The organism is Ectopseudomonas toyotomiensis, from assembly GCF_900115695.1.
GTDB lineage: Bacteria > Pseudomonadota > Gammaproteobacteria > Pseudomonadales > Pseudomonadaceae > Aquipseudomonas > Aquipseudomonas toyotomiensis.
The window spans coordinates 199900-222075 of the sequence record NZ_FOXK01000005.1; the positions used below are offsets into that span (position 1 = coordinate 199900).

23 protein-coding genes are annotated in these 22176 nt (G+C 61.9%); 8 read left to right on the forward strand and 15 right to left on the reverse strand.

Features of this window, described 5'->3' with window-relative positions; genetic code table 11:
- The 11 genes from tssG to BM186_RS11960 all read right to left on the reverse strand — a co-directional run bounded on the left by tssG (nt 1) and on the right by BM186_RS11960 (nt 12017).
- Entirely contained in the window at nt 1-1008 is a 1008-nt protein-coding gene (gene tssG, locus BM186_RS11910; protein WP_072425078.1) for a type VI secretion system baseplate subunit TssG, read from the reverse strand.
- Nucleotides 972-2762, reverse strand: coding sequence for a type VI secretion system baseplate subunit TssF (gene tssF, locus BM186_RS11915; RefSeq protein ID WP_072425079.1), 1791 nt, complete (start codon nt 2760-2762; stop codon nt 972-974). The genes tssG and tssF overlap by 37 nt, the downstream gene beginning before the upstream one ends.
- A gap of 30 nt (nt 2763-2792) precedes the next feature.
- Nucleotides 2793-3179, reverse strand: coding sequence for a hypothetical protein (locus tag BM186_RS11920; RefSeq protein ID WP_074915494.1), 387 nt, complete (start codon nt 3177-3179; stop codon nt 2793-2795).
- Nucleotides 3172-4617 carry a PAAR domain-containing protein gene (locus BM186_RS11925; RefSeq protein WP_074915496.1) on the reverse strand — a complete coding sequence of 482 codons (1446 nt, stop codon included), beginning with the start codon at nt 4615-4617 and terminating at the stop codon, nt 3172-3174. Before BM186_RS11925 ends, BM186_RS11920 begins: the two co-directional genes overlap by 8 nt.
- Complete coding sequence (tssE, locus tag BM186_RS11930) at nt 4607-5032, reverse strand: type VI secretion system baseplate subunit TssE (RefSeq protein WP_074915498.1); 426 nt, start codon at nt 5030-5032, stop codon at nt 4607-4609. Before tssE ends, BM186_RS11925 begins: the two co-directional genes overlap by 11 nt.
- A gap of 6 nt (nt 5033-5038) precedes the next feature.
- On the reverse strand, nt 5039-6517 hold the full coding sequence (tssC, locus tag BM186_RS11935; protein ID WP_072425085.1) for a type VI secretion system contractile sheath large subunit: 1479 nt from the start codon (nt 6515-6517) through the stop codon (nt 5039-5041).
- A gap of 25 nt (nt 6518-6542) precedes the next feature.
- Entirely contained in the window at nt 6543-7049 is a 507-nt protein-coding gene (gene tssB / locus BM186_RS11940) for a type VI secretion system contractile sheath small subunit (RefSeq protein ID WP_074915500.1), read from the reverse strand.
- Nucleotides 7050-7105: 56 nt separating this feature from the next.
- Complete coding sequence (gene tssA / locus BM186_RS11945) at nt 7106-8668, reverse strand: type VI secretion system protein TssA (RefSeq protein ID WP_074915502.1); 1563 nt, start codon at nt 8666-8668, stop codon at nt 7106-7108.
- 434 nt (nt 8669-9102) lie between these two features.
- Entirely contained in the window at nt 9103-10005 is a 903-nt protein-coding gene (locus BM186_RS11950) for a D-hexose-6-phosphate mutarotase (protein ID WP_074915504.1), read from the reverse strand.
- Between the two features lie 100 nt (nt 10006-10105).
- The gene (locus BM186_RS11955; protein ID WP_072425089.1) at nt 10106-11482 is read right to left on the reverse strand and encodes a TRAP transporter large permease; all 1377 of its coding nucleotides are present in this window, start codon (nt 11480-11482) and stop codon (nt 10106-10108) included.
- The gene (locus BM186_RS11960) at nt 11475-12017 is read right to left on the reverse strand and encodes a TRAP transporter small permease subunit (RefSeq protein ID WP_072425090.1); all 543 of its coding nucleotides are present in this window, start codon (nt 12015-12017) and stop codon (nt 11475-11477) included. The genes BM186_RS11955 and BM186_RS11960 overlap by 8 nt, the downstream gene beginning before the upstream one ends.
- Before the next feature lie 187 nt (nt 12018-12204).
- On the opposite strand from BM186_RS11960, the gene BM186_RS11965 reads away from it, so the two are divergent.
- From BM186_RS11965 to BM186_RS11975, 3 genes are all read left to right on the forward strand, one after another.
- A complete protein-coding gene (locus BM186_RS11965; protein WP_072425091.1) occupies nt 12205-13305 on the forward strand; it encodes a TRAP transporter substrate-binding protein in 1101 nt (366 codons plus the stop codon).
- Nucleotides 13306-13878: 573 nt separating this feature from the next.
- Nucleotides 13879-15228 (forward strand): cache domain-containing protein, encoded by a 1350-nt coding sequence (locus BM186_RS11970; RefSeq protein ID WP_074915506.1) that lies wholly within the window; start codon nt 13879-13881, stop codon nt 15226-15228.
- A 42-nt stretch (nt 15229-15270) separates the two neighbouring features.
- Entirely contained in the window at nt 15271-15900 is a 630-nt protein-coding gene (locus BM186_RS11975; protein ID WP_072425093.1) for a response regulator, read from the forward strand.
- Between the two features lie 125 nt (nt 15901-16025).
- Here the strand turns inward: BM186_RS11975 and BM186_RS11980 are convergent, their stop codons facing one another.
- Nucleotides 16026-16427, reverse strand: coding sequence for an acyl-CoA thioesterase (locus BM186_RS11980; protein WP_064493685.1), 402 nt, complete (start codon nt 16425-16427; stop codon nt 16026-16028).
- Nucleotides 16428-16800: 373 nt separating this feature from the next.
- On the opposite strand from BM186_RS11980, the gene BM186_RS11985 reads away from it, so the two are divergent.
- The 4 genes from BM186_RS11985 (at nt 16801) to BM186_RS12000 (ending at nt 19041) form a co-directional block, all read left to right on the forward strand.
- The gene (locus tag BM186_RS11985) at nt 16801-16998 is read left to right on the forward strand and encodes a hypothetical protein (RefSeq protein ID WP_072425094.1); all 198 of its coding nucleotides are present in this window, start codon (nt 16801-16803) and stop codon (nt 16996-16998) included.
- Nucleotides 16999-17017: 19 nt separating this feature from the next.
- The gene (locus BM186_RS11990; protein WP_017676339.1) at nt 17018-17182 is read left to right on the forward strand and encodes a DUF1328 domain-containing protein; all 165 of its coding nucleotides are present in this window, start codon (nt 17018-17020) and stop codon (nt 17180-17182) included.
- A gap of 10 nt (nt 17183-17192) precedes the next feature.
- Nucleotides 17193-17654 (forward strand): inhibitor of vertebrate lysozyme family protein, encoded by a 462-nt coding sequence (locus BM186_RS11995; RefSeq protein ID WP_074915507.1) that lies wholly within the window; start codon nt 17193-17195, stop codon nt 17652-17654.
- Between the two features lie 157 nt (nt 17655-17811).
- A complete protein-coding gene (locus tag BM186_RS12000) occupies nt 17812-19041 on the forward strand; it encodes a nucleoside recognition domain-containing protein (RefSeq protein ID WP_072425096.1) in 1230 nt (409 codons plus the stop codon).
- A 21-nt stretch (nt 19042-19062) separates the two neighbouring features.
- Here the strand turns inward: BM186_RS12000 and BM186_RS12005 are convergent, their stop codons facing one another.
- Complete coding sequence (locus BM186_RS12005; protein WP_074915509.1) at nt 19063-19647, reverse strand: hypothetical protein; 585 nt, start codon at nt 19645-19647, stop codon at nt 19063-19065.
- A 289-nt stretch (nt 19648-19936) separates the two neighbouring features.
- Here BM186_RS12005 and BM186_RS12010 point away from each other — a divergent pair, with 289 nt between their 5' ends.
- A complete protein-coding gene (locus tag BM186_RS12010; RefSeq protein ID WP_074915512.1) occupies nt 19937-20914 on the forward strand; it encodes an SDR family oxidoreductase in 978 nt (325 codons plus the stop codon).
- Here the strand turns inward: BM186_RS12010 and BM186_RS12015 are convergent.
- Nucleotides 20883-21098 carry a dodecin gene (locus BM186_RS12015; RefSeq protein WP_017676334.1) on the reverse strand — a complete coding sequence of 72 codons (216 nt, stop codon included), beginning with the start codon at nt 21096-21098 and terminating at the stop codon, nt 20883-20885. The genes BM186_RS12010 and BM186_RS12015 overlap by 32 nt on opposite strands.
- A gap of 65 nt (nt 21099-21163) precedes the next feature.
- Entirely contained in the window at nt 21164-22051 is an 888-nt protein-coding gene (locus tag BM186_RS12020) for a LysR family transcriptional regulator (protein WP_074915514.1), read from the reverse strand.
- Between the last annotated feature and the right edge of the window lie 125 nt (nt 22052-22176).

Here is a 22176-nt window from a genome sequence, read left to right on the forward strand (position 1 = left end):
TTAATGAATCTTGCTGCCGAGGGTGACCAGACCGTCGGCGTTCTCACGGCCGAGCCAGGTGGTCCAGCCCAGCAGGCAGGGGTTGCCTTCGCCGATGCGCAGGTCGCGGATTTCGTCCTGACGCAGCTCCAGGCGGATGTCGTAGTCCAGCGGATCGCGCAGGGTGAAGCGCACCAGCGCGCAGAGCGGCTGGTAACCCGTGCCGATCGGCAGGAACTCGTGAAAGCGCGTCCAGCCCAGCTGGCGCACGTGGATGCGGAACTTGCCGCCGCGGTCGCGGACGCGCTCGCCGAGTACGGTGTCTTCGCCGAGCAGGCTGTTGGCGCGGCCGAGGCGGTTGCGCTGTTCTTCCAGCACCACCACCTGGCGCTCCAGGCACTGCTCGATGAACAGCTCGGCGTGCTTGAAGTAGTAACGCAGCACCGACTCGATCAGCGCCGCCGAATGGGCGCGCAGGCTAAGCAGGCCGAGGTAGGGCAGCAGGCGCTTCCAGTTCAGCTCCTGGGCCTGACGGATCTGCTCGCTGCCCAGGCCGATCAGAGCGAACAGGTGTGCGGAGAAGGCGTCCATCGCCCCGCTCTGGAAGCTGGCGCGGTAGCGGTACTTCTGCCAGATCGGCAGCAACAGGCGCTGCAGACGGTTGTTGAACAGGTCGAGGAAGTCGCGGGTCGGGTTGCCGTCCTCGCTGTCGCCCAGAGCCTGCTCGCTGTAGAAGGCAGGTAATGGTGAACCGCCGCCGAACAGGCCGACCAGATTGATGCGCATGCGCGCGCGCAGCTCGCCGTGCTCCTCGAAGAACTGCACGCGATCGATATCGCTGCCGGGGAAACCCAGGCTCGGGTTGGCCTGGAACTCCAGGTACTCGTAGAGGCGCTCGTCATCCAGTTGCGGGTGGGCAACCTTGAGGCGCTCCAGCACCAGCTGTACGGCCTGGAACAGGCTGTACTCGCGGATGCCTTTGCTCAATCGAGTTAGAGCAGGGGCTGCTGCCCCATACGTGGCGTCCATTTGTACAACTCTCCCTGTGTGCTCTGTACGTGCAGCTCGTGGTAGCTGTTGAGGCTGGCGTAGAGGGCGAAAAATTCATTGAGTACCGAGGCGAAGAGGAACAGGTCGCCCTCCCCCAGATACCCTTCCGGGTTCATGGTCAGTTCGGTGCGTACGCCGCGTACCGGCAGGCCGCGGTGCAGGCGGTCGACGTGGCGATGGCCAATATTCTTGAGGCCCCCGAGCAGGCGCTTGCTGACGCGCTCGGCGTGCTGGTCGTAGTAACGCGGCAGGTCGTAGGTTTCGAGGATCACCTTGAGCGCCTCGACGTTGGCCAGCGACAGGTAGTTCAGCGACATGTTGGAAATCAGCTTCCACAGGAAGTCGCGGTGCAGCGGCGGCGCGTAGCACGGGGTGACCGCGCTGATGTTGCGGAAGCTGAGAAAATCCGGGGTGTCCTCGCTGGGCAGGCAGATATCGCCCAGGCGCAGCTGACGCGGCAGATTCTGGTTGGTGCAGGTCAGTTCGATGGACAGCGTCTCGTGCTGGTCGAGGTTGCGCAGGCCGAAGCTGAGCCAGGTTTCCAGACCGTCGCCGAGCATCGAGGGTTGCTGGCGCACGCTGTAGTGCGGGCGCGCCACCGGTACGTCGAAGCTGGGGTCATGCTCGAACGACTCGAACGGCACGTACTCCTCGTAGCCCATGCCGCCCGGCTTCCAGCCGGTGACGCGGTCCACCGAGAACACACCGCAATGCTGTGAATCGAACTCGGCCGGCAGCAGCAGGTATTGATCCTGCTTGCCATCGAGGCGGATCGGAATGGCGTCGTGCTGGAACAGGTTGACCACCGGCGTGCAGTACAGGCGCACGTTTTCCAGGGTCGGGCGGATACGCTGCACGCCTGCCTTGTGAATATCGAAACGTAGCTCCAGGCCGCGCGCCTGCTTGAGTAGATCCTCGGGCAAGCTGTGAATGGCCTCCAGGCCGAGCAGGTCGACGAAGAGGAACTTCTCCTGGAAGGCGAAGTATTCCTGTAGATAGCGGTAGCCGCGGAAGGTATTCAGCGGGTAGGGGATCAACGCCTCGTCTTCGGCGAAACCCACCGGCTGCACCTTCTCGGGCTTGAGCTGCAGCGTGCCCAGGGTCTGGCCAAAGGCATCCTGCATCGGTTTGCCAGCAGCATCGAGCAACACTAACTGGATGCCGCCGAGGTTGCGCAGCAGCGCCAGGTAGAGCATCTGGCCGATATAACGCTCCCCCGCCAAGTGCAGACGCAGCTTGTTTAGGCCGATCTCGCCGATATGACCGTCGGCGCTCATGGCCAGACGCAGGCTGAGCAGCGCACCGTCACCCTTCACCGAGTAGTCCAGGCCGCTCAGCGCCAGCGGCAACACCTCGGTGGGGTAGCAAGTGCGAAAGCGGCAGGTAACGCCCTCGATGGCCTTGGCTTCCACTGGCGTGCCACGACCAACCGGCAGCGCCGGACCGGGGCGGGTCAGCGGGTCGAACTGCAGCATGCTGAAAGCCGGCAGCGGGCGCATGTAGTTCGGCCACAGCAGATGCATCAGCGAATGGGTCAGCTCCGGCAGCTCGTCGTCGAGCTTCTGCCGCAGGCGCCCGGTGAGGAAGGCGAAACCTTCGAGCAGGCGCTCGACGTCCGGGTCACGCCCGGCCTGCCCGAGAAACGGCGCCAACGCCGGGCTGCGCTCGGCGAAGCGCTTGCCCAGTTGGCGCAGGGCAGTGAGTTCGCTTTGGTAGTAGTGGTTAAAAGACATGCTGTTTGCTCATCCCTGGGCGCATTGCCGTTATGGACACAGAGAGGTGTCGTTGATCGTCCATATCGTTATGGCATTGCCTTTTTGTTCAATTGGCGAGTGCTTCAGATGAGCAAGCAGGCGCTGCTTGTCGAGCGATACCGACTTGCCATGTGCCGCGATATCCAGGCGATAAGTGCCTGGTACGCTGTCTTCCAGTGTTTCGTTGAACACGATGTAGGACAGCACCTCGATGGAGTCGTCAGCGGCCAGCCGCTGTCCAGCAGGGAATGAGCCTTTTCCGTTGGAGTAGTCATGGGTGGAAACTTCGACCGTGTAGCCACACACATTTTCGAAGTTGGCGATAAAGACGCTTTTCGGCTGGCTGCTGCAGCCAGCAAGCAGAATCGAAAGTAGACACAGCACGTGCTTAGTCATCGAATTTCACCCGGGTAAGCCACAACAGGCCCTTGACGTCGTTCTCCGAGGCGATGGAACGCTGCCAATAGTCCTGGTAGTTGCGTGGGCTGTGGGAGTGGTAATGCATAAGGTCTATCTCCCCTGCCGCTGGAATGGGGTGATTGTCCACAGGCGCCTGAGTGAGGATCGTGGAAGTCGACTTGTGGCTCCACGAGTACGCAGGTATCAAGCCACCATCGCCGTACTCGTTGAGGATGAGGTGACCCACCTCATGCGCAGCGGTGTGCGCGAAATCCTCATCGGCAAAATTGGCGGGATAGTTGGCAGCCGCCCACATGCCCAAGTTGTGGTAAATTTTTTTGAACATCGCGAAGCTAGTGGAACGACCGAAGTCATCACCGATTGAAGCAATGAGCGGGAAATTCTTGGCGCTGGGCTTGGCATTCACATCAGCGATGACCTTCACCTGAAACGCGCCTTTGGCTGTCTGAATCGGCTTGTCGATGCCGCCTGCACGACTGCCCTCACGCGACCAGTAGTATTCGACCCCCGCCTTGGCCAATACCTTCAGCTCATCGAATGTGCGGGCCGTCAATTGGTTGTTCCTGCCGGATACACCACCATCGGAGAAGCTGAGGCGCAGGGTGATCTCGACGGAGCCAGCGTTGCGATCAACGCGGGTATCGACCCACGGTGCGGCTGCAGCGGTATTGTCCAGCCGCAGCTCCGATACCTGCTCTTCAGCACCTTTCTTCACGGTCAGACGCACAAGCAGGTTGGGGCTTTTCAAAACACGAGTATCGAGAACGCCAGATCGGTCGTAGCCGTCCCACTGCCACTGGTGCTCACCTGTCGGAAGCAGCGCCGCTGTATCCGCTTCGCTATGGAGCAGCGTCTCGCCATCGTATACCTCCAGGGTCAGGCTATCGGCCGGCTGTTTGCGGTTATGGATCTGGAAATCGATGGTCTCTCGATTGTTCGTTGTGCCTTGTCCAATCTCCTCGTAATCGGGAATCCGCAGAGGCGTGAGCATACGATTGCCTCCACGCTGCAAAGCAATGGTGTAATCCAGCGCGCGCTCTTCGGCCGCTTGAGCCGGAGGCACCAGAACATTGATGACGCTAGCTGCAGCAGCCACCAGCGACAGCGGCGCAACCGGGCTGAACGCCGCCCCACCCCCACTCGTACCGATCAACACAGTGCCCGACCCACTCACCACCACATTGCCGTGGCTCCCCACCGAGCCCACCACCGCCGCTGGTTTACCGTTGATCAGCACGGTGGGAATCACCGCGCCGGCCATGGCGCCGCCGCAGGCGGAGGCATCGCCCATGCGCGCAGCGGGCAGGCTGTCGAACAGCACGTCGGGCGAGCCGGCGGCGATCGGGTTGGTACCGTGGCCGGGGATCGGGCAGGCAGTGGGATCGCTCAGGCGGGCGGCGGGTTTACCGGACATGTGACGCTCCAGGGTTGACGTTGACCTGACCGCTGCCATCCAGGCTCGCGGAGAAACTGACCTGACGCTTGATACCGTCCATTTCCAGCATGGCGTTGATGGCGAAGGCCTGACGCAAAGGGTCATGAGTGCGCGGCAGGGAAATCACGCGCACCTGGGTCAGTCGTGGTTCGTACGCTTCGATGAAGCGTTCGATGGCGATACGCGCCTGCTGCAATGAGTCGTGCAGCGACAGGCGCATATCGTTCAAATCGGGCAACCCGTAGTCGGGCAGCGTTTGCACGCTGCCCGCACGGGTGCTGAGCATCTTGGCCAGATGGGCAGCCACCGAGGCCATGGCGGCGACCTCGCGGCTCCAGCCGGCACGTTGGCCGACCTCGCCACCGAGGCGCTCGAACAGGCTGCCGTAGGCCATGCGTGCTTACTCCTTGTCCAGCTTGCCGACCAGCGACAAGGTGAAGTCGGCACCCATGTACTTGAAGTGCGGGCGCACGTTCAGGCTGACGCGGTACCAGCCCGGCTCGCCTTCGACATCGCTGACGATGACCTGGGCGGCGCGCAGCGGGCGACGGCTACGCACTTCGGAGCTGGGGTTCTCCTGGTCGGCCACGTACTGGCGGATCCACTTGTTCAGTTCCAGCTCGAGGTCGGTACGCTCCTTCCAGGCGCCGATCTGCTCACGCTGCAGCACTTTCAGGTAGTGGGCCAGACGGTTGACGATGAACATGTACGGCAGCTGGGTGCCCAGCTTGTAGTTCAGCTCGGCGGTCTTGCCTTCTTCGCTGATGCCGAAGAATTTCGGCTTCTGCGCCGAGTTGGCGGAGAAGAACGCGGCGTTGTCGCTACCCTTGCGCATGGTCAGGGCGATAAAGCCTTCTTCCGCAAGTTCATATTCGCGACGGTCGGAAACCAGCACCTCGGTAGGGATCTTGGTCTCGATCTCTCCCATGCTCTCGAAGTGGTGCAGCGGCAGGTCTTCCACCGCGCCACCGCTCTGCGGGCCGATGATGTTCGGGCACCAGCGGAACTTGGCGAAGCTGTCGGTCAGACGGCTGGCGAAGGCGTAGGCGGTGTTGCCCCACAGGTAGTGCTCGTGACTGTTGGCCACATTTTCCTTGTATACGAAGGTCTTCACCGGGTTGTCTTCCGGGTCATACGGGTTGCGCAGCAGGAAGCGCGGTACGGTGAGGCCGACGTAACGGGCATCTTCCTGCTCGCGGAAGCTCTGCCACTTGGTGAATTGCGGACCTTCGAAGTGGTCTTTCAGATCCTTCAGATCCGGCAGGCCGGTGAAGGTCTCCAGGCCGAAGAATTTCGGGCCGGCGGCGGCGATGAACGGAGCGTGGGACATGCAGGCCACCGAAGCGACGTACTGCAGGGTCTTGACGTCCGGAGCGCTCGGATCGAAGAAGTAGTTGGCGATCAGGGCACCGACCGGCTGGCCACCGAACTGGCCGTATTCGGCGGTGTAGATGTGCTTGTAAAGGCCGGACTGAACGATTTCCGGGCTGTCTTCGAAGTCATCGAGCAGATCCTGCTTGGAGGCGTTGAGGATCTCCAGCTTGATGTTCTCGCGGAAGTTGGTGCGGTCCACCAGCAGCTTGAGGCCACGCCAGGAGGATTCCAGGGCCTGGAACTGCTCGTGGTGGAGGATTTCGTCCATCTGCCGGCTGAGCTTGGCGTCGATCTCCGCGATCATGCGGTCGACCATGGCCTTCTTCACCGGCTCGTTTTCGTTCTGCGGCTTGAGCAGCTCTTCGATGAAGGCCGACACACCACGCTTGGCGATGTCGTAGGCTTCGTCGTCCGGAGTCAGCTTGGTTTCCGCGATAATGCGGTCGAGGATGCCGAGGTCGGCGGCGCTACGGCCACCTTCTACTGCTGCGCTAGTCGTGCTCATGAATATGCGTCCTTGTCAGTGAGAATCAGGAATCGAGCTTGCCTTGGGCGGCCAGGCCCAGTTCGCCGAGCACGCGGTCGCGCGAGTCGTCGTCGGAGAGCACGCTCTCGATGGCCTTGCGGAAAGCCGGGGCGTTGCCCAGCGGGCCTTTGAGGGCGACCAGAGCGTCGCGCAGCTCCATCAGTTTCTTCAGTTCCGGCACCTGATCGACCAGGTTGGCCGGATTGAAGTCCTTCATGGAGTTGATCTTCAGCTGTACGGCCAGCTCGTCGTCGGTCTCTTCGTCCTGCAGACGGTTCGGCACGGCGAAGGTCAGGTTCAGTTCCTGCTTGGCCAGCACTTCGTCGAAGCTGTTCTTGTCGATGCTGATGGGCTTGCGGTCTTCGATCTTGCGATCGTCGGCACGCTGGGTGAAATCGCCGAGCACCATGAGCTTCAGGGGTAGTTCGATTTCTTCCTGGGCACCGCCAGTGGCGGGTTTGAAAGTGACGTTGATGCGTTCCTTGGGGGCTACCGAGCCTTCTTTGGCCATGGGTGTTCTCCTTTGCGTTGATTGGCCCGGAGGCCTTGATTGGGCGTGTTGGCGCCTTACTCCAGCACCACCTCGAGGTCGAGGTGGCACAACCTGCGATAGATCTCGTCCTTGCTGTCGCGCACCGCATGGTTCTGCGGCAGGAGCTCGCAGCAGTTGTGCAGCAAACGCAGCACATCCAGGGCGAGATCGGGTTCCCACTCGCCGAGACCGGTGGCTTGCAGCGTCTGGTCGAGCGATTCGAGTTGGGTCTTGGCCAGGTCGTACTTCTTCGCGGCGAAGCACAGGCGGGCCAGGGTCAGTTGCCAGAAGAAACGTTCGCGGCCGCCACGGGCACGCGACATGCCTTGCTTGAGCTGTTGCACGGCGGCCTTCAGGCCGTCCTTGCGCAGACCGGGTAGCACCTGCTGCAGGGCTTCCTCCCAGGGCGGTGTGGCGCCCTGCTCGCTGGCAACTGGCTTCTTCTCCACTTCCGGCGCCTGCAGGTGTGGCAGCACGTGGGCGCCGATCCAGACACGGGTTTCGGCGTCGGCGAAGGGCACACCGTCGTGAAAACGCAGCTCGTCCAGACCGGGAACGCGCTGCAGGAACAGGGCGAACTGGATTTCCACCTCGCGCATGGCCTGTTCGGCCTTGAGCTCCTGCAGGCACTCCCAGACCAGGCGCTGGCCGTCGAGCCAGAACGGCGCGCGAGCGATGCTGGCTTCCAGATCGGCGAGCAGATCGGCGTAGGCGCCCTGGGCGAAGCGCTCCTTGTACGAGGCCAGCTTGTCGGCCGGCAAGCCACGCAGGGCGGTGATCTGTTCGGCATTGCGCTCGGGCAGGGACTCGATGGGCAGCCACAGCAGGGTGCGCGCCAGGCGCAGCGGCTTGAGGTCGGTGGCCTTGTTCTTCAGCCACCAGGCGCACAGCGGGCGAGCGGCGTCCTGCTGGCTGCGCAGGGCCTTGTGCGCATCCTTCTCGTTTTCGATGGGGCCGCTGCCGGTGATGATCTGGGTAGCGACTTGCTTGACCTGGGCGATGGCAGCGCCAACTGCGCCCGGCTCGGCCTGGCCCTGGCTGGCGCGCTTGATCTGCTCGTCGAGTCGACGGCACAGCGGCAGCAGCAGCGGCGAGTCCTCGCCGAGGTGGCTCGACAGGGCGGCTTCCAGACCGTGCAGGTGTTCGGCCAGACGGCGAAACAGCGGCAGCTGTTCGCTGATCGGCACGTGTTCGGCCAGCGCCTGCTCCAGGCGCGGCAGCAGCCAGTTGATGGCGGCGGTGCGGGTCCGCGCCTTGCGCGGGTGCAGCTCGTGCCAGTGGTATTCGCAGAGGTAGTGCAGCAGGTTCAGACCGGCCTGCAGGCCGGCGAAGGATTCACGTTGGAACAACCCCCAGGTCAGCCAGGTGGCGGCGCGCAAATCCTTGGACTGGGTGGTCAGCAGGTTCTCGCTGCCCTCGCGTACCTTCTGCCAGTCGATAGCGCCGGTTTCATGCAGCGACGAGGCCTTGCCCAGCTCGGTTTCCAGCATTTCGTATTCGCTGGAATAACGTACGTCTTCACCGGCAAAGTTCCCTTCATTAATAGGGGATTTGGCCAGATTGAGATAATGAGCGGTGAGCTTGCTGGAGTACGTCATTCCATGACTCGACTATTAAAGTGGGCAACTTCCGCGAAACCTCATATCGCCACTATGGCTTAGAGAAAACATCGCAGTGCGCAACTTTTTGCGCAGTTGTTTGTGCAACAAATTGCGCAAGATCCTTATAAGTCGGGCATCCTAGCCCCATGACCGGAGGTGAGCAACCGCCCAAAGTGTGAAACGCCTAACATTCGTCGACATCTTTCAAATTATTACCGGAACGCCAGTGCCGATTATTTGTCTCGCACTCAGGACAAGTTGTTATCGATGTTTTGCGTTTCAGATAAGTCCTTGGATAGTTGTAAGAAATCACTTACTAGCAAATTAGTGGCGCATCACACTTGCTGGCGCATTGATATTATTTTTTGTGATGCCAGCCACTGTCCAGAGAGCGGGCTTTATGCCAGGGCAGCCGGCCAGCTCAGCGCCTGTCAGCTCACCAGAGGCTCGCTGGACAGGCGCAGCTCCAGACGATGCCGCTCGTCGGCTTTCAGCTGCACGACATCCTCCAGCACATTGGCCGTCTCGATGCAGAGCATGTTCTGCCAGGCGTCGTCGGGAAATTGCGAGAGGCGCTTGGCCTTGTCGATCCAGGGATTCCACAGCACGGCCGAACGCGAACCACGGGCATCCAGATGGATGCGCCGGCCCCAGCCGGGGTCGACGATACTTAGCCGCGCAGGGGTATCGAGGTAGATGCGATCCGTCTCGGCGCTGAATCCCAGTTCGTCCTGCTGACGCAGCTCCTGCCAGTCCATCAGGGTGTCGATGTAGCGACAGGCCTGCAGCCCCTCGACGCTGACCTGGCGCACGTCGCTGACGGCGAAGTAGCTGTGCAGCGCCTGGCTCAGGGTCAGGGGCGTGTCACCGCGATTGTGGGTTTCCAGGCTCATGCTGAGATCCTGCGCCAGACGCACGACGAAAGTCAGGCCGACGTCCCTGGGCCAGCCCTCCAGCGGCTGAGTACGCGTGTCATAGACAAAGCGCAGAGTGACGGTATCGTCCTCCTCGTCGATGCCCAGCAGCTCCCAGTCCAGCGCTCGCACCAGGCCGTGGGCCGGCGCCTGCTCCTGATGATAGTGCGCCTGTACGGCCTGCGGATTGCGCCGCAGGTCACCGAACCAGGGCCAGCAGACCGGCACACCACCACGCACACTTTGACCGCGCTGGTAGGCCGCATCCGGGCTTAGCCAGATCAGCGGCGGCTGCTCGCCCTGCTGGTAACTGAGAACCTGCGCCCCCTGCTGGGCCACCAGCAATTCGCTGTCAGCGGCACGGATGCGCCAGCAGACCAATTGATCCAGTTCCACGCGTTCGACTTGGGCGGTGCTCATGACGACCTCTCGCTGAGATAGATGACAGATAGTGTGACAACGCAAAAAGCAAAACGCCCATCACAAGGACGGGCGTTTTGCCAAACCAGGCCAGCGATGCTTACTTGCCGTAGACCTGCTCCGGCAGCCAGGTAATCAGCCCGGGGAACATGTAGGCGATTACCAGCAGCAGAATCTGGATCAGGATGAACGGCACGACACCCTTGTAGATGGTGCTGGTGGGAATGCTCGCCGGCGTCACGCCACGCAGGTAGAACAGGGCGAAGCCGAATGGCGGAGTGAGGAAGGACGTTTGCAGGTTCAGTGCGATCATCACGCCGAGCCAGATCGGATCGAGGCCCATGGCCAGCAGCACCGGCCCGACGATCGGTACCACCACGAAGGTGATCTCGATGAAGTCGAGAATGAAGCCGAGCAGGAAGATCACCACCATCACCAGGAAGAACGCACCCAGCACGCCGCCTGGCAACTGGGCGAACACGTCCTCGATCAATGCCTCGCCACCGAAGCCGCGGAACACCAGGGAGAACAGCGAAGCACCGATCAGGATCATGAAGACCATGGCACTGATTTCGGTGGTGCCGTAGGCCACTTCCTTGAGCTGGCCGAAGTTCAGCTTGCCCTTGCTGAAGGCCAGCAACATGGCGCCCACGGCACCCAATGCAGCAGCCTCGGTAGGCGTGGCATAACCGGCGAGGATCGAGCCCAGCACCGCGCCAATCAGGATCAGCGGCGGAATCAGCGCCTTGCCCAGTTTGCCCCACTCGATCGGACCCAGTTCCTCCTGCGGCAACGCCGGCAGTTTCTTCGGCTGGAAGATGGCCACGGCGATGATGTAGACGATGTACAGGCCAACCAGCAGCAGCCCGGGAATCAGCGCACCGACGAACAGGTCGCCGACCGATACGGTCTTCGGCGAGAAGATGCCCATCTTCAACTGCGCCTGCTGATAGGCGCTGGACATCACGTCACCCAGCAGCACCAGCACGATGGACGGCGGGATGATCTGACCCAGGGTGCCGGTGGCGGCCAGAGTCCCGGTGGAAATGGCCGGATCGTAACCGCGACGCAGCATGGTCGGCAGCGCCAGCAGGCCCATGGTCACCACGGTGGCACCGACGATACCGGTAGAAGCAGCCAGCAGAGCGCCGACCACGCACACGGAAATTGCCAGGCCGCCACGCAGGGTGCCGAACAGGCGCGACATGGACTCGAGCAAGTCCTCGGCCACCCGTGAACGTTCCAGCATCACGCCCATGAACACGAACAACGGCACGGCAAGCATGGTCTGGTTGTTCATGATGCCGAACAGGCGGTTCGGCAGGGCGCTGAGGTAACCGGGGTCGAAGGTGCCCGTGACAACACCGATAGCGGCGAACAGCAGGGAAACGCCGGCCAGGGTGAACGCCACCGGGAAGCCGGCCATCAAGGCCACGCAAATACTGACGAACAGCAGAATCGCCATCAACTCAGCCATGTTTCACCTCCGGAGCCGGCAGGCGACCGCTGAAGACGTAGAGCGCCTTGATCAGATTGGAAATACCTTGCAGTACCAGGCTGATGACCAGCACCAGGATGATGCTTTTCTGCAGATAGACGAACTTGAGGCCGCCGGACTCGCTGGAGGCTTCGAGCGTTGACCAGGCATTGCTGACGTAGTCCCAGCTGGCCCAGCCGAGGAACAGCGCGACCGGCAGCAGGAACAGCAGGTTACCGAAAATCTCCACCAGCGCCTGACGGCGGCCGCTGAACTTCTGGTAGAAGATATCCACGCGCACGTGTCCGTTGCGTTGCAGCACCCAGGCCGCCGCGCCCATGAACACCAGTGCGTGAGCGTAAAGCACCGCTTCCTGCAGGGCTGTCGCACCGATACCGAAACCGTAACGCAGTACCACGACGATGGCGGTACCGATCACCAAAAATACCGTCAGCCAGGCGCAGGCCTTGCCGAATAGGGCGTTGCACGCATCGATGAAGCGTGCCAACCCGAGTAAAGGGGGGAGATTGGGCATGGCAGGACCTTATTTTTATAGCCAAGGGGCTCGGGATTCTAGGGGGCCGCTCAAGAGCGTCGCAACCCGCAATACTACGTACGTAGTCGCTGCGCTTGAGTGATGCTACTGCCTATGATAGTCAGAACGCTCCGAATACTGGCGATCCTGGTGTTCGGGTAACTAGTACAACAACAAGGAGCATTGCATGAAACGTCGCGACATACTCGCCGCAGCGGGCGTAGGCCTTGCAGCAACCGCACTGGCTGGCTGTAAAGAAGATTCCAAGAGCGCCGCAGCACCCCAAGAGGGTTCGAGTGCTCAGACCTTCAACTGGAAAATGGTCACCTCCTGGCCAAAGAACTTCCCGGGCGTCGGCGTCGGGGCCGAGCGCTTCGCCAAGCTGGTCGACGAAATGAGTAACGGCCGCCTGAAGGTCAAGGTGTACGCAGCAGGTGAACTGGTACCGGCACTGGAAGTGTTCGATGCGGTCTCCCGCGGTACCGCCGAGATGGGTCACGGCGCACCGTATTACTGGAAAGGCAAAGTCCCGGCTGCGCAGTTCTTCTGCGCCTCGCCATTCGGCCCCAACGCCCAGGAAATGAACGCCTGGCTGCACCGCGGTGGTGGTCAGCAGCTGTGGGAAGAGGTCTACAAACCATTCGGCGTGCTGCCGATGGCCTGTGGCAACACCGGCGTGCAGACCGCCGGCTGGTTCAACAAGGAAATGAACTCGGTCGACGACTTCAAAGGTCTGAAGATGCGCACCCCAGGCCTGGGCGGCGAAGTGCTGACCAAGATGGGCGGCACCGTGGTCAACATGCCGGCCGGTGAAATCTTCACTGCCATGCAGACTGGCGCCATCGACGCCACCGAGTGGATCGGCCCATACAATGACCTGGCCCTCGGCCTGCACAAAGCAGCCAAGTACTACTACACCCCGGGCTGGCAGGAGCCGAGCGTGCTGTTCGAACTGGACGTCAACATCAAGGCCTGGGAAACCCTGCCGCCAGACCTGCAGGCCATCGTTCGCGCAGCCGCCCGTGACGTCAACGGCGACATGCTCGACGACTACAACGCCAAGAACATGGAAGCCATGGAGCAACTCAAGGCCGACGGCGTGGAAGTTCGCCGCTTGCCGGATGAAGTCCTGGCGCGCCTGAAGGAAGTGGCGGCCGAGGTGGTCGATGCCAGCGCAGCGGCCGACCCGGCAGCAACCAAGGTGTGGGAACACCAGAAGGCCTACCTCAAGCGCCTGTACGAATACGCGGAAAGCAACGAGAAGGACATCTACAACATCCGTGGCTGATTCCCGAGCCACGAAAATGTCGGCATCGCACTGCGAGCCGTTCGCCTAGCCTGGTGAATATCGAAGACCCGGTGAAATCACCGGGTCTTCGGTTTGACCCAAGGCAGGTGACCGGTGTCCGTACCGCTCGCAGCAAATCGAGCGATTTCTCAACTCGATTCGCTGTATGCCAACCCAGCCGCTTCATGCGCGGCCAGTCCCACTTGGCCAACAGACTACGCAGCAGAAGCGATTGCGCCCATTCAGTCAGATGACACCTCGCCTTCACCAGCTCATGGATGTCTCCAGCACTCAACGCGTCAAGTGAGAGCCGTCGCGGATCTGCCCTGATCGCCGACGAAGTGCGCGTCTCGGCCAGCCGCACGCCACAAAGCACGCTGAAAATCCGGGTATGATCGACTGCCTGCAGACACGCCCCCGAAGACACATGGATGCGATGCGCCGTTTCATGCCACTGGGCAGGCGAGTCAGGCCAACGCCTCTCGGACCCGCCAGACTCGGCGATGACCCAGGTACTCTGCTACGCCAATTTCGCATTCAGTTGGCTGTGTTCTTTCTGGAATGACCTGACCCATGCAGCTCAAACACAAGATAGTCGCACTCAGCGTGCTGCCGTTGCTGCTGGCCGTGGCGGTGGTCTGCGTTCTGGTGTTCTTCCAGAACCAGCGCCTGGGCGAACAACAGGCGCGCCTGATCGAAGACAGCATCCTGGCGAGCAAGCGCGTCGAGCTCAAACACTATGTCGAGATGGCCCTGAGCATCATTTCGCCGTTGTACGAAAGCGGCCGCGACGATGCCGAGATCAAACAACAGGTGCTGGGAGTGCTGGCCAGAATCAGCTTCGGCAGCGATGGTTACTTCTTCGTTTATGAAAGCAACGGGCGCAACCTGATGCACCCGCGTCAGGGTGAGCTGGTCGGTCAGGATCTATGGAACATGACCGACCCTCGCGGCCTACTGGTCATTCAAGCCCTGATGCAAAGCGCGCACAACGGCGACGGCTTCCAGCTTTACGCCTGGCAGAAACCATCGACCGGCGAGGTGACCGACAAGCTGGCCTATGTGGTTATGCTCGAGCGCTGGGGCTGGATGCTTGGCACAGGGATTTACCTGGAGGACGTCGACCAGGCGATTGCCCAGGTGCATGACGAGGCCTCCAATGGCATCCACGCCACCATGCTGGCGATTGCCGGTCTGGCCCTGGTCGCGGTGTTGCTGGTATTCGTCGGCGGCCTGGCGCTGAACCTCAGCGAGCATCGCCTGGCTGATCGCAAGCTGCAGTTGCTCACCCAACGCATCGTCAACCTGCAGGAAGAGGAACGCTCGCGGGTTTCGCGTGAACTCCACGATGGCATCAGCCAGCTGCTTGCCTCGATCAAGTTCCAGTTCGAATTGGCCAGCCTTGAACTTGCATCAGGCAATGATCAGGGCCTGGAAACGCTATACAAAGGCACCGAGCGGCTAGCAGGTGCTATTGGCGAAGTACGGCGGATTTCTCACGACCTGCACCCCTCGCTGCTCGACACCCTTGGCCTGCCCGCAGCGATTGGTCAGCTGGTTGCCGAGTTCGAGCAACGCAGCGGCCTGCTGATCGACTACAGGAATGACCTGGGCGATATATTACTCACCGATGGGATGGCGGTTGCGCTGTTCAGGATTCTGCAAGAAGCGCTGACCAACATCGAGCGCCATGCGCAGGCGAACACCGTTGCCATTAGCCTCGACGGCAGGGCACGACGGGTACGCTTGCGGGTTCGTGACGACGGCGTCGGTTTCAGCTCCCGGCATTTCGACACCCTCACTGGAGGTATCGGCCTACGCAACATCCGTCAGCGTGTCGAACATTTTGGCGGGCGCTTCGCCCTTACATCACAACCCGGCCACACGGAGCTGATGGTGACGCTGCCGCTGTCAACAACCTAGCCCTCTCGACCGAAGCAACCAAAACAACAAGAGCACGCACGAATGACCGCTGCCATACGAATTGCCCTGATAGATGACCATGCCCTGGTGCGCGAAGGTATTCGAGCACTGCTCGAGGTGGTGCCTCATTTCGAGGTCGTCGGGGAGGCGGGCAGCGGTGCCGAGGCATTCGACCTGATACAGAGCACCCAAGTCGACATCCTGCTAATGGATGTTGGCTTGCGCGACATCAATGGGCTGGAGCTGACCCGACAGTTGCGCGAGCGTTACCCGGCCATAAAGGTGCTAATGCTGAGCATGTATGACAATCAGGAGTATGTGAGCAGCTCGCTGGCGGTTGGCGCCAGTGGCTACGTTCTGAAGGAAGCGCCTTCCCGCGAAATCGTCGCGGCTATCGAAGCCATTGCCGCCGGTGGCAGCTTCTACAGCGGCGATATCGCACGCAAGCTGGTCAAGCCGGCTCCGAGCGAAGAGGAGCTGACGCCGCGCGAACGCGAGGTGCTGCTGATGCTCGCCCAAGGCCTTAACAACAAGGTCATGGCCCGCACCCTGCATATCAGCGTACGCACCGTCGAAACCCATCGCCTGAGCATCAGGCGCAAACTGGCTATCGACAAGCCGGTGGACCTGCTCAAGCACGCCCTGGCCCATGGTTGGGTGCCCTACGACTAGCGGGCCGTTACAACCCCGGGAAATAGCGTGGATACAGCCCTGTAGCGTCTGATCGCTGAGACGCAGCAATTGACGGCGGGTGGCTCAAGCCCTTGTCAGCTCAGGCCAAGGCATTCGTTGCGGTCTCAGCGTCGCGGCGGGACCGGACGAGTGCGGCCACTACCATCGATGGCGACGAACACGAATACCGCTTCGGTGACCTTGCGCCACTCGTTGGACAGCGGATCGTCGCTCCACACCTCGACCATCATCTGAATCGAACTGCGGCCGATCTCCAGTGCCTGGGTGTAGAACGAGAGCTGAGCACCTACCGATACCGGTACCAGAAAGGCCATGCGATCGATGGCGACGGTCGCCACGCGGCCACCTGCAACCTTGCTCGCCATCGCAGTGCCGGCGAGATCCATCTGCGATACCAGCCAGCCACCGTAGATATCACCGAAACCATTGGTCTCGCGCGGCAACGCAGTGATCTGCAGGGCGAGGTCACCCTGGGGAATCGGGTCTTCCTGTTCGTAGTCGTTCATCGGTTCGAGACTCGCGGCGCGGTTGTTGTTCTGGGCGCGGAACCCGCATGGCACACGGGCGCAGCGAGTATACCGACTGTGCAGTCGACGAGCGACCACTCTGGCGGGGCGTAAAACGTCACAACCCATGCCGGGTCGGGCAAAACGCACGACCGGGCAAACCTCGTTCGGGCAGTATGCCTGCCTCCCAAGACCTTATAGAAAACATAAGCCAATGATTTAAAAGGTTTTTATAAAAACAAAAAGTCTGGCACGGGTGCTGCAATGTTCCCAGTGGGTGACCGGTCATGCACCGGTTGCAATGCAGAACAAGGAAGAGACGGATATGCCACGAACCCGAGCTATTCGCCTCCAACGCAACAGGAGAATCGCCATGTGGATAGTTGCTCTGGTGCTCGCCACCTTGCTGCTTCTGCTCAGCCTGACGCTCGCCAGCGTTGTACTGATTGGCCAGACCCTGTGCGCGAGCCGCAATACCGCCGAGCTGGAGCTGCCCACGGGCGCTGCGCCCCAGCCTCAGGACCCGAGCAACGCGCAAGACCCCTGGCCTGCCTGGGCCATTACCCACTGATCCATCGAGGAGAAACATCATGCTTAGTTGGGCAGTCACTTTCCTGATCATCGCCATCATCGCTGCAGTATTGGGCTTCGGTGGTATCGCCGGCACTGCTGCAGGTATCGCCAAGATCCTATTCGTGGTGTTCCTGGTGCTGTTCATCGTCTCGTTCGTCATGGGCCGCCGCCCGCGTCTTTAGGGAGAGATAGATGCAGTCGATTCACGCCATTGCTGCCGCCCTGCTGATGGGCGGCGCCCTGGCGGCTCAGGCCGCCGACCGCGACACCAGTTTCCATCCAGGCGAGTTGCTGACCAGCAACGACGAGTACCGCCAAGCCTGGCAGGACCTGGTAAAGGATGAAGAGCGCCTGCCGGACTGGCTGATCAATCTCAGCGGCCTTTCTACCCCCATGCAGGCAGTGGAAGCCGACAGTGATCGCTATCTGGTCGGCCAGATCTGCGAAGCGCACAGATGTTTCGGACAGCGCGCCTATGTCGCCTTCGAATGGGAAGACGACGAAGCCTATGCCCTGTACTTGCAGGTGCCCGATGGTCTGCCCGAGGATCGCGCGCCCAGTGAACACGCCAGCCTGCGCTGGTTGGGCGACCCGGACGAGGAGGTCCAGCAGATGCTGATGGAACAGCTGCGCAGCGATCCAAACTGGTATTGAGTGACGACAGTTTACCGGCTGTCCCATAGATACTGCCGGCACGTTATCATCCCCCGCCATAACGGCATGCCCTCCTTCATCCGGCGCTTCGCGCCACCTTTCCCGCAGGGAGAAGGACACCAAGGAAGGCGTCGCCGGCCAATCTAGGGGGATTGCAATGCTCAATGGCCTGTGGCTGAGCTTTTTTCTGCTGGGAGCCGCTGCAGCTCTGGCACGCTGGCTGATCGGCGGCGACGCCACGGTGTTTGGCGCCATGGTCGAAAGCCTGTTCGCCATGGCCAAGCTCTCGGTGGAGCTGATGGTGGTGCTGTTCGGCACTCTGACGCTGTGGTTGGGGTTGCTGCGCATCGCCGAGAAGGCTGGACTGGTCGATCTGCTCGCACGCCTTCTGGGCCCCTTGTTCGCCCGCCTGATGCCGGAAGTGCCACGGGGCCATCCGGCGCTCGGACTGATCAGCATGAACTTCGCCGCCAATGGCCTGGGCCTGGACAACGCCGCCACCCCCATCGGCCTCAAGGCCATGCGCGCCCTGCAGGATCTCAACCCCAGCGCCACCACGGCGAGCAACGCGCAGATCCTCTTCCTGGTACTCAACACCTCATCGCTGACCCTGCTGCCGGTATCGATCTTCATGTACCGCGTGCAGCAAGGCGCCGAAGATCCCACCCTGGTGTTTCTGCCCATCCTCCTCGCGACCAGCGCCTCGACCCTGGCCGGCCTGCTGGCAGTGTCAGTGATGCAGCGCCTGCGCCTGTGGGACCCGGTAGTGCTGGCCTACCTGATTCCATCCGCGCTGCTGCTGGGCGGCTTCATGGCCTTGCTCGCCGGCATGAGCGCCACGGCCCTGGCGGCGCTGTCATCGCTGCTCGGTAACCTCACCCTGTTCGGCCTGATCCTGCTGTTCCTGGTGGTCGGCGCACTGCGCAAGGTGGCGGTGTACGAGAGCTTCATCGAAGGCGCCAAGGAAGGGTTCGATGTGGCCAAGAGTCTGCTGCCCTATCTGGTCGCCATGCTCTGCGCCATCGGCGTGCTGCGCGCATCCGGCGCGCTGGATTTCGGCCTCGACGGCATTCGCTGGCTGATCGAAGCGCTGGGCTGGGATACCCGTTTCGTCGACGCCCTGCCCACTGCGCTGATGAAACCCTTCTCCGGTGGTGCCGCACGCGCCATGCTGATCGAAACCATGGAGAACTTCGGCGTCGACAGCTTTCCGGCGCTGGTTGCGGCCACGGTGCAGGGCAGTACCGAGACTACCTTCTACGTGCTGGCGGTGTACTTTGGCGCGGTCGGCCTGCAGCGCGCCCGCCATGCCGTGGGCTGCGCCCTGATCGCCGATGCGGCCGGAATCATCGCCGCCATCGGTGTGTGCTACTGGTTCTTCGGCTGATCGTCTTCGCGCTGGGGCGGCTCAATCGGCGCCCAACCCCAGCTTGTCACCCGCCCAGCTCAGCAACGGATCGGTGTGCTGGTATTCACGCAACGCCAGCAGCTTGGGCGCGATGAACGCTTCGAAGTCCTCGGGCTGCTCGAAATACACCCCGGTGAAGATGGTGAACATCGACTTGTTGCCGACCGTGGCATAGAACAGGTTGCCCACCGGTTCACCGTCCTGGGTCAGCAGCTTGAGGCTGGCGCGACTGGCCAGCTTGGTTTCCAGCGGTAGATCCTGCTGCACCAGCCCGCTGTCACGCAGGCCTAACGAGGCGCCGAACGTCTCGGCGTAACTGGTCATCAGCGCATCAGCGGCGCGCGGATAGAGAGAGACACCGCTGTAGAGATAGAACCAGTCGCTGCCCTCGCTCTCGAAACTGAGGTCGATGCTGCGCGCAGCGTAGGTCACCAGCTTCTCGTAGTGCCCTTCGTCCGGCGCCTCGTAAACGGCGAAATCCTCACCGCTGAGCAGCAGGCGGCGTTCCTCGGCAAGTGGCGGTTCGTTGTCGATGCAGCCGCCAAGCGACAGCGCGACGAACAACACCAGCAGCATCCTGAACATGACTATCCTCCCTGAATAAGCGCGGCCAGCTTGCCTGATCCTCGCCTCTGTGGCCAGCCGCAACCCCTCGTGGCTGTGCGCAGTACCACAGCCTCCGTGCGCCTGGCGTAAATCGCCACGGCCGCTGGCGACTTCTGCCATTGTCAGCTGGCGGTCGTCTGCCTAGCCTGGCGTCGGTAAAAACCATAATCACAAGGCCCGCTTCTCAAAGGGCCACGTCCGTCGTACCGGCGCTCTTCCGGTATTTGAACGGACCGGGGCGGATATCAGTATCCGCCGGGAGGCAATCATGCGCGTTCTGATCACCGGTGCTGCCGGCTTCATCGGCCATCAGCTGCTCGACGAACTGGCCATCCAGCACCCCGAATGGACACTGATCGCCGCAGACATCCGCCCCCTCGCCAGCCAAGGGCTGAAAGCCAACGTCGAGCCGGTGCTGCTGGACATGGGCCGCCCGGCACAGGTGCGTGCCTGCATCAGCGGCTGGAAACCGGATGCAATCGTCCACCTGGCCACGGTGATCCGCCCACCACGCCATATGAGCGAAGCCCACCTGCACGCCATCGAGGTCGGTGGTACCCAATGCCTGGTCGATAGCGCACTCGCCAACGGTGTGCGCCAACTGGTGCTCACCAGCTCCGGCGCAGCCTATGGCTATGCCGCGGACAATGCCGAATGGATCGACGAAGACCAGCCGCTACGTGGCCACCCGCATTTCGCCTACGCCAAGCACAAACTGGAAATCGAACAACTGTTGGCGCGCTGCCGCGAGCAGCACCCGCAACTGCGTCAACTGGTGCTGCGCCCCGGCACCATCCTTGGCAAACGCCTGAATAACCCGATCAGCGACTTGTTCAAGAAACGCACGGTTCTGGGCGTGCTCGGCCACAGCAGCCGTTTCGTGTTCATCTGGGAGCAGGACGTGGTCGGCATCATCCGCCAGGGCCTGGAAGAGAACCGCGAAGGCATCTACAACCTGGCCGGCGATGGCGCGTTGAGCCTCAAGGAAATCGCCGAGATCCTCGGCAAACCCTACCGGCCGCTACCGGCGCCGCTGCTCAGTGGCGCGCTGCGCCTGCTCAAGCCACTGGGGCTGAGCCAGTACGGCCCGGAGCAACTGGATTTTCTGCGCTACCGACCGGTGCTGGCCAACCAGCGCCTGAAGGAGGAGTTCGGCTACCAACCGCGCTATTCAAGCCGCGAAGCCTTCTACGCCTTCCTCGCCGCCCAAGGCATCAGCTACCACTCAAGCGAAAGCCAATCTTGAGCGTGACCTGGTAGTGACCCACCTTGCCATTCTCGATATGGCCACGGGTGTCGACGACCTCGAACCAGTCCATGTTGCGCACGCTCTTGGCGCATTCGGCCAGGGCGTTCTCGATGGCCTCCTCGATGCTGGTGCGGGACGAGCCGACGATCTCGATCTTCTTGTAGGTGTGGTGGTTGGACATGTCATTGCTCCACTGTGGCTTTACTACCAGCCTAGACCAGCAGCCAGAGCACGCGCCGAAATGACCTAACCCCGTAGCTCGCGCTCCAGCCAGCGCGCCAGTTGCTGGGCGCGGCCGTCCCGCGCGCGACCAGGCACCCACAACGCCAGGCGCGCCGGCGTTTCGACGAAGCCCCAAGGCGCGACCAGGCGACCAGCGGCCAGGTCGTCGGCTACCAGCATCTGCGGGGCGATAGCCACACCGAGGCCCGCCGCGGCGGCCTCCAGCAGATAGTAGAGATGTTCGAAGCCCTGCCCATGCTGCAGCTTGTGCGAGTCGAGCCCTTGCGCAAGGGCCCATTGCGGCCAGGCCTGGGGGCGCGACGCGGTATGCAGCAGCGGCTCATCCAGCAAGGCGGCCGCGGGCGCCGAACCGAGCTGCTCATAACTGGCGTAGCGTGGGCTCAGCACCGGGCCGATGCGCTCTACGCCCAGCTCGTATACCTGCATGTCCACCGGCCAGGGCGGGCTGGCGAAGCACAGGGTGGCATCCACTCCAGGGCGACGCGGGTCCAGTTCGCCCTCGCTGGCGGATAACTGCAGGCGCAGTTCCGGTAACTCGCGATTGAGTCGATCCAGACGTGGGATAAACCAGCGTGCCAGCAGGCTGCCGGGGCAACCGAGGACGAAGGGTGCATCGTCCTGGCGCTGGCGCAGCTCGGCACAGACGCCGCGCAGGCGCTCGAAGGCATCGCTTGCCGCATCACGCAGGCGCACTCCGGCATCGGTGAGTTTCACGCCGCGACCATCCTTGTCGAACAGGCTGACCCCAAGCTGTTCCTCCAACGCACGAATCTGCCGACTGATCGCGCCGTGGGTAACATGCAGCTCCTCGCCCGCACGGCTGACACTCTGGAGGCGTGCGGCGGCTTCAAAAGCGCGCAGGGCGTTCAGCGGGGGCAGTTCTCGGCTCATTTACTTGTGACTTTTACTGACATGTCAGGGCAATCTAATCGCTTTTCAGCCTGTCCGCCAGGGGTAGAATGGCGCCATTGCCAATCCTCCTGCCCGCTTGTGGGCAGAGGAGCCCAGACAGGAGC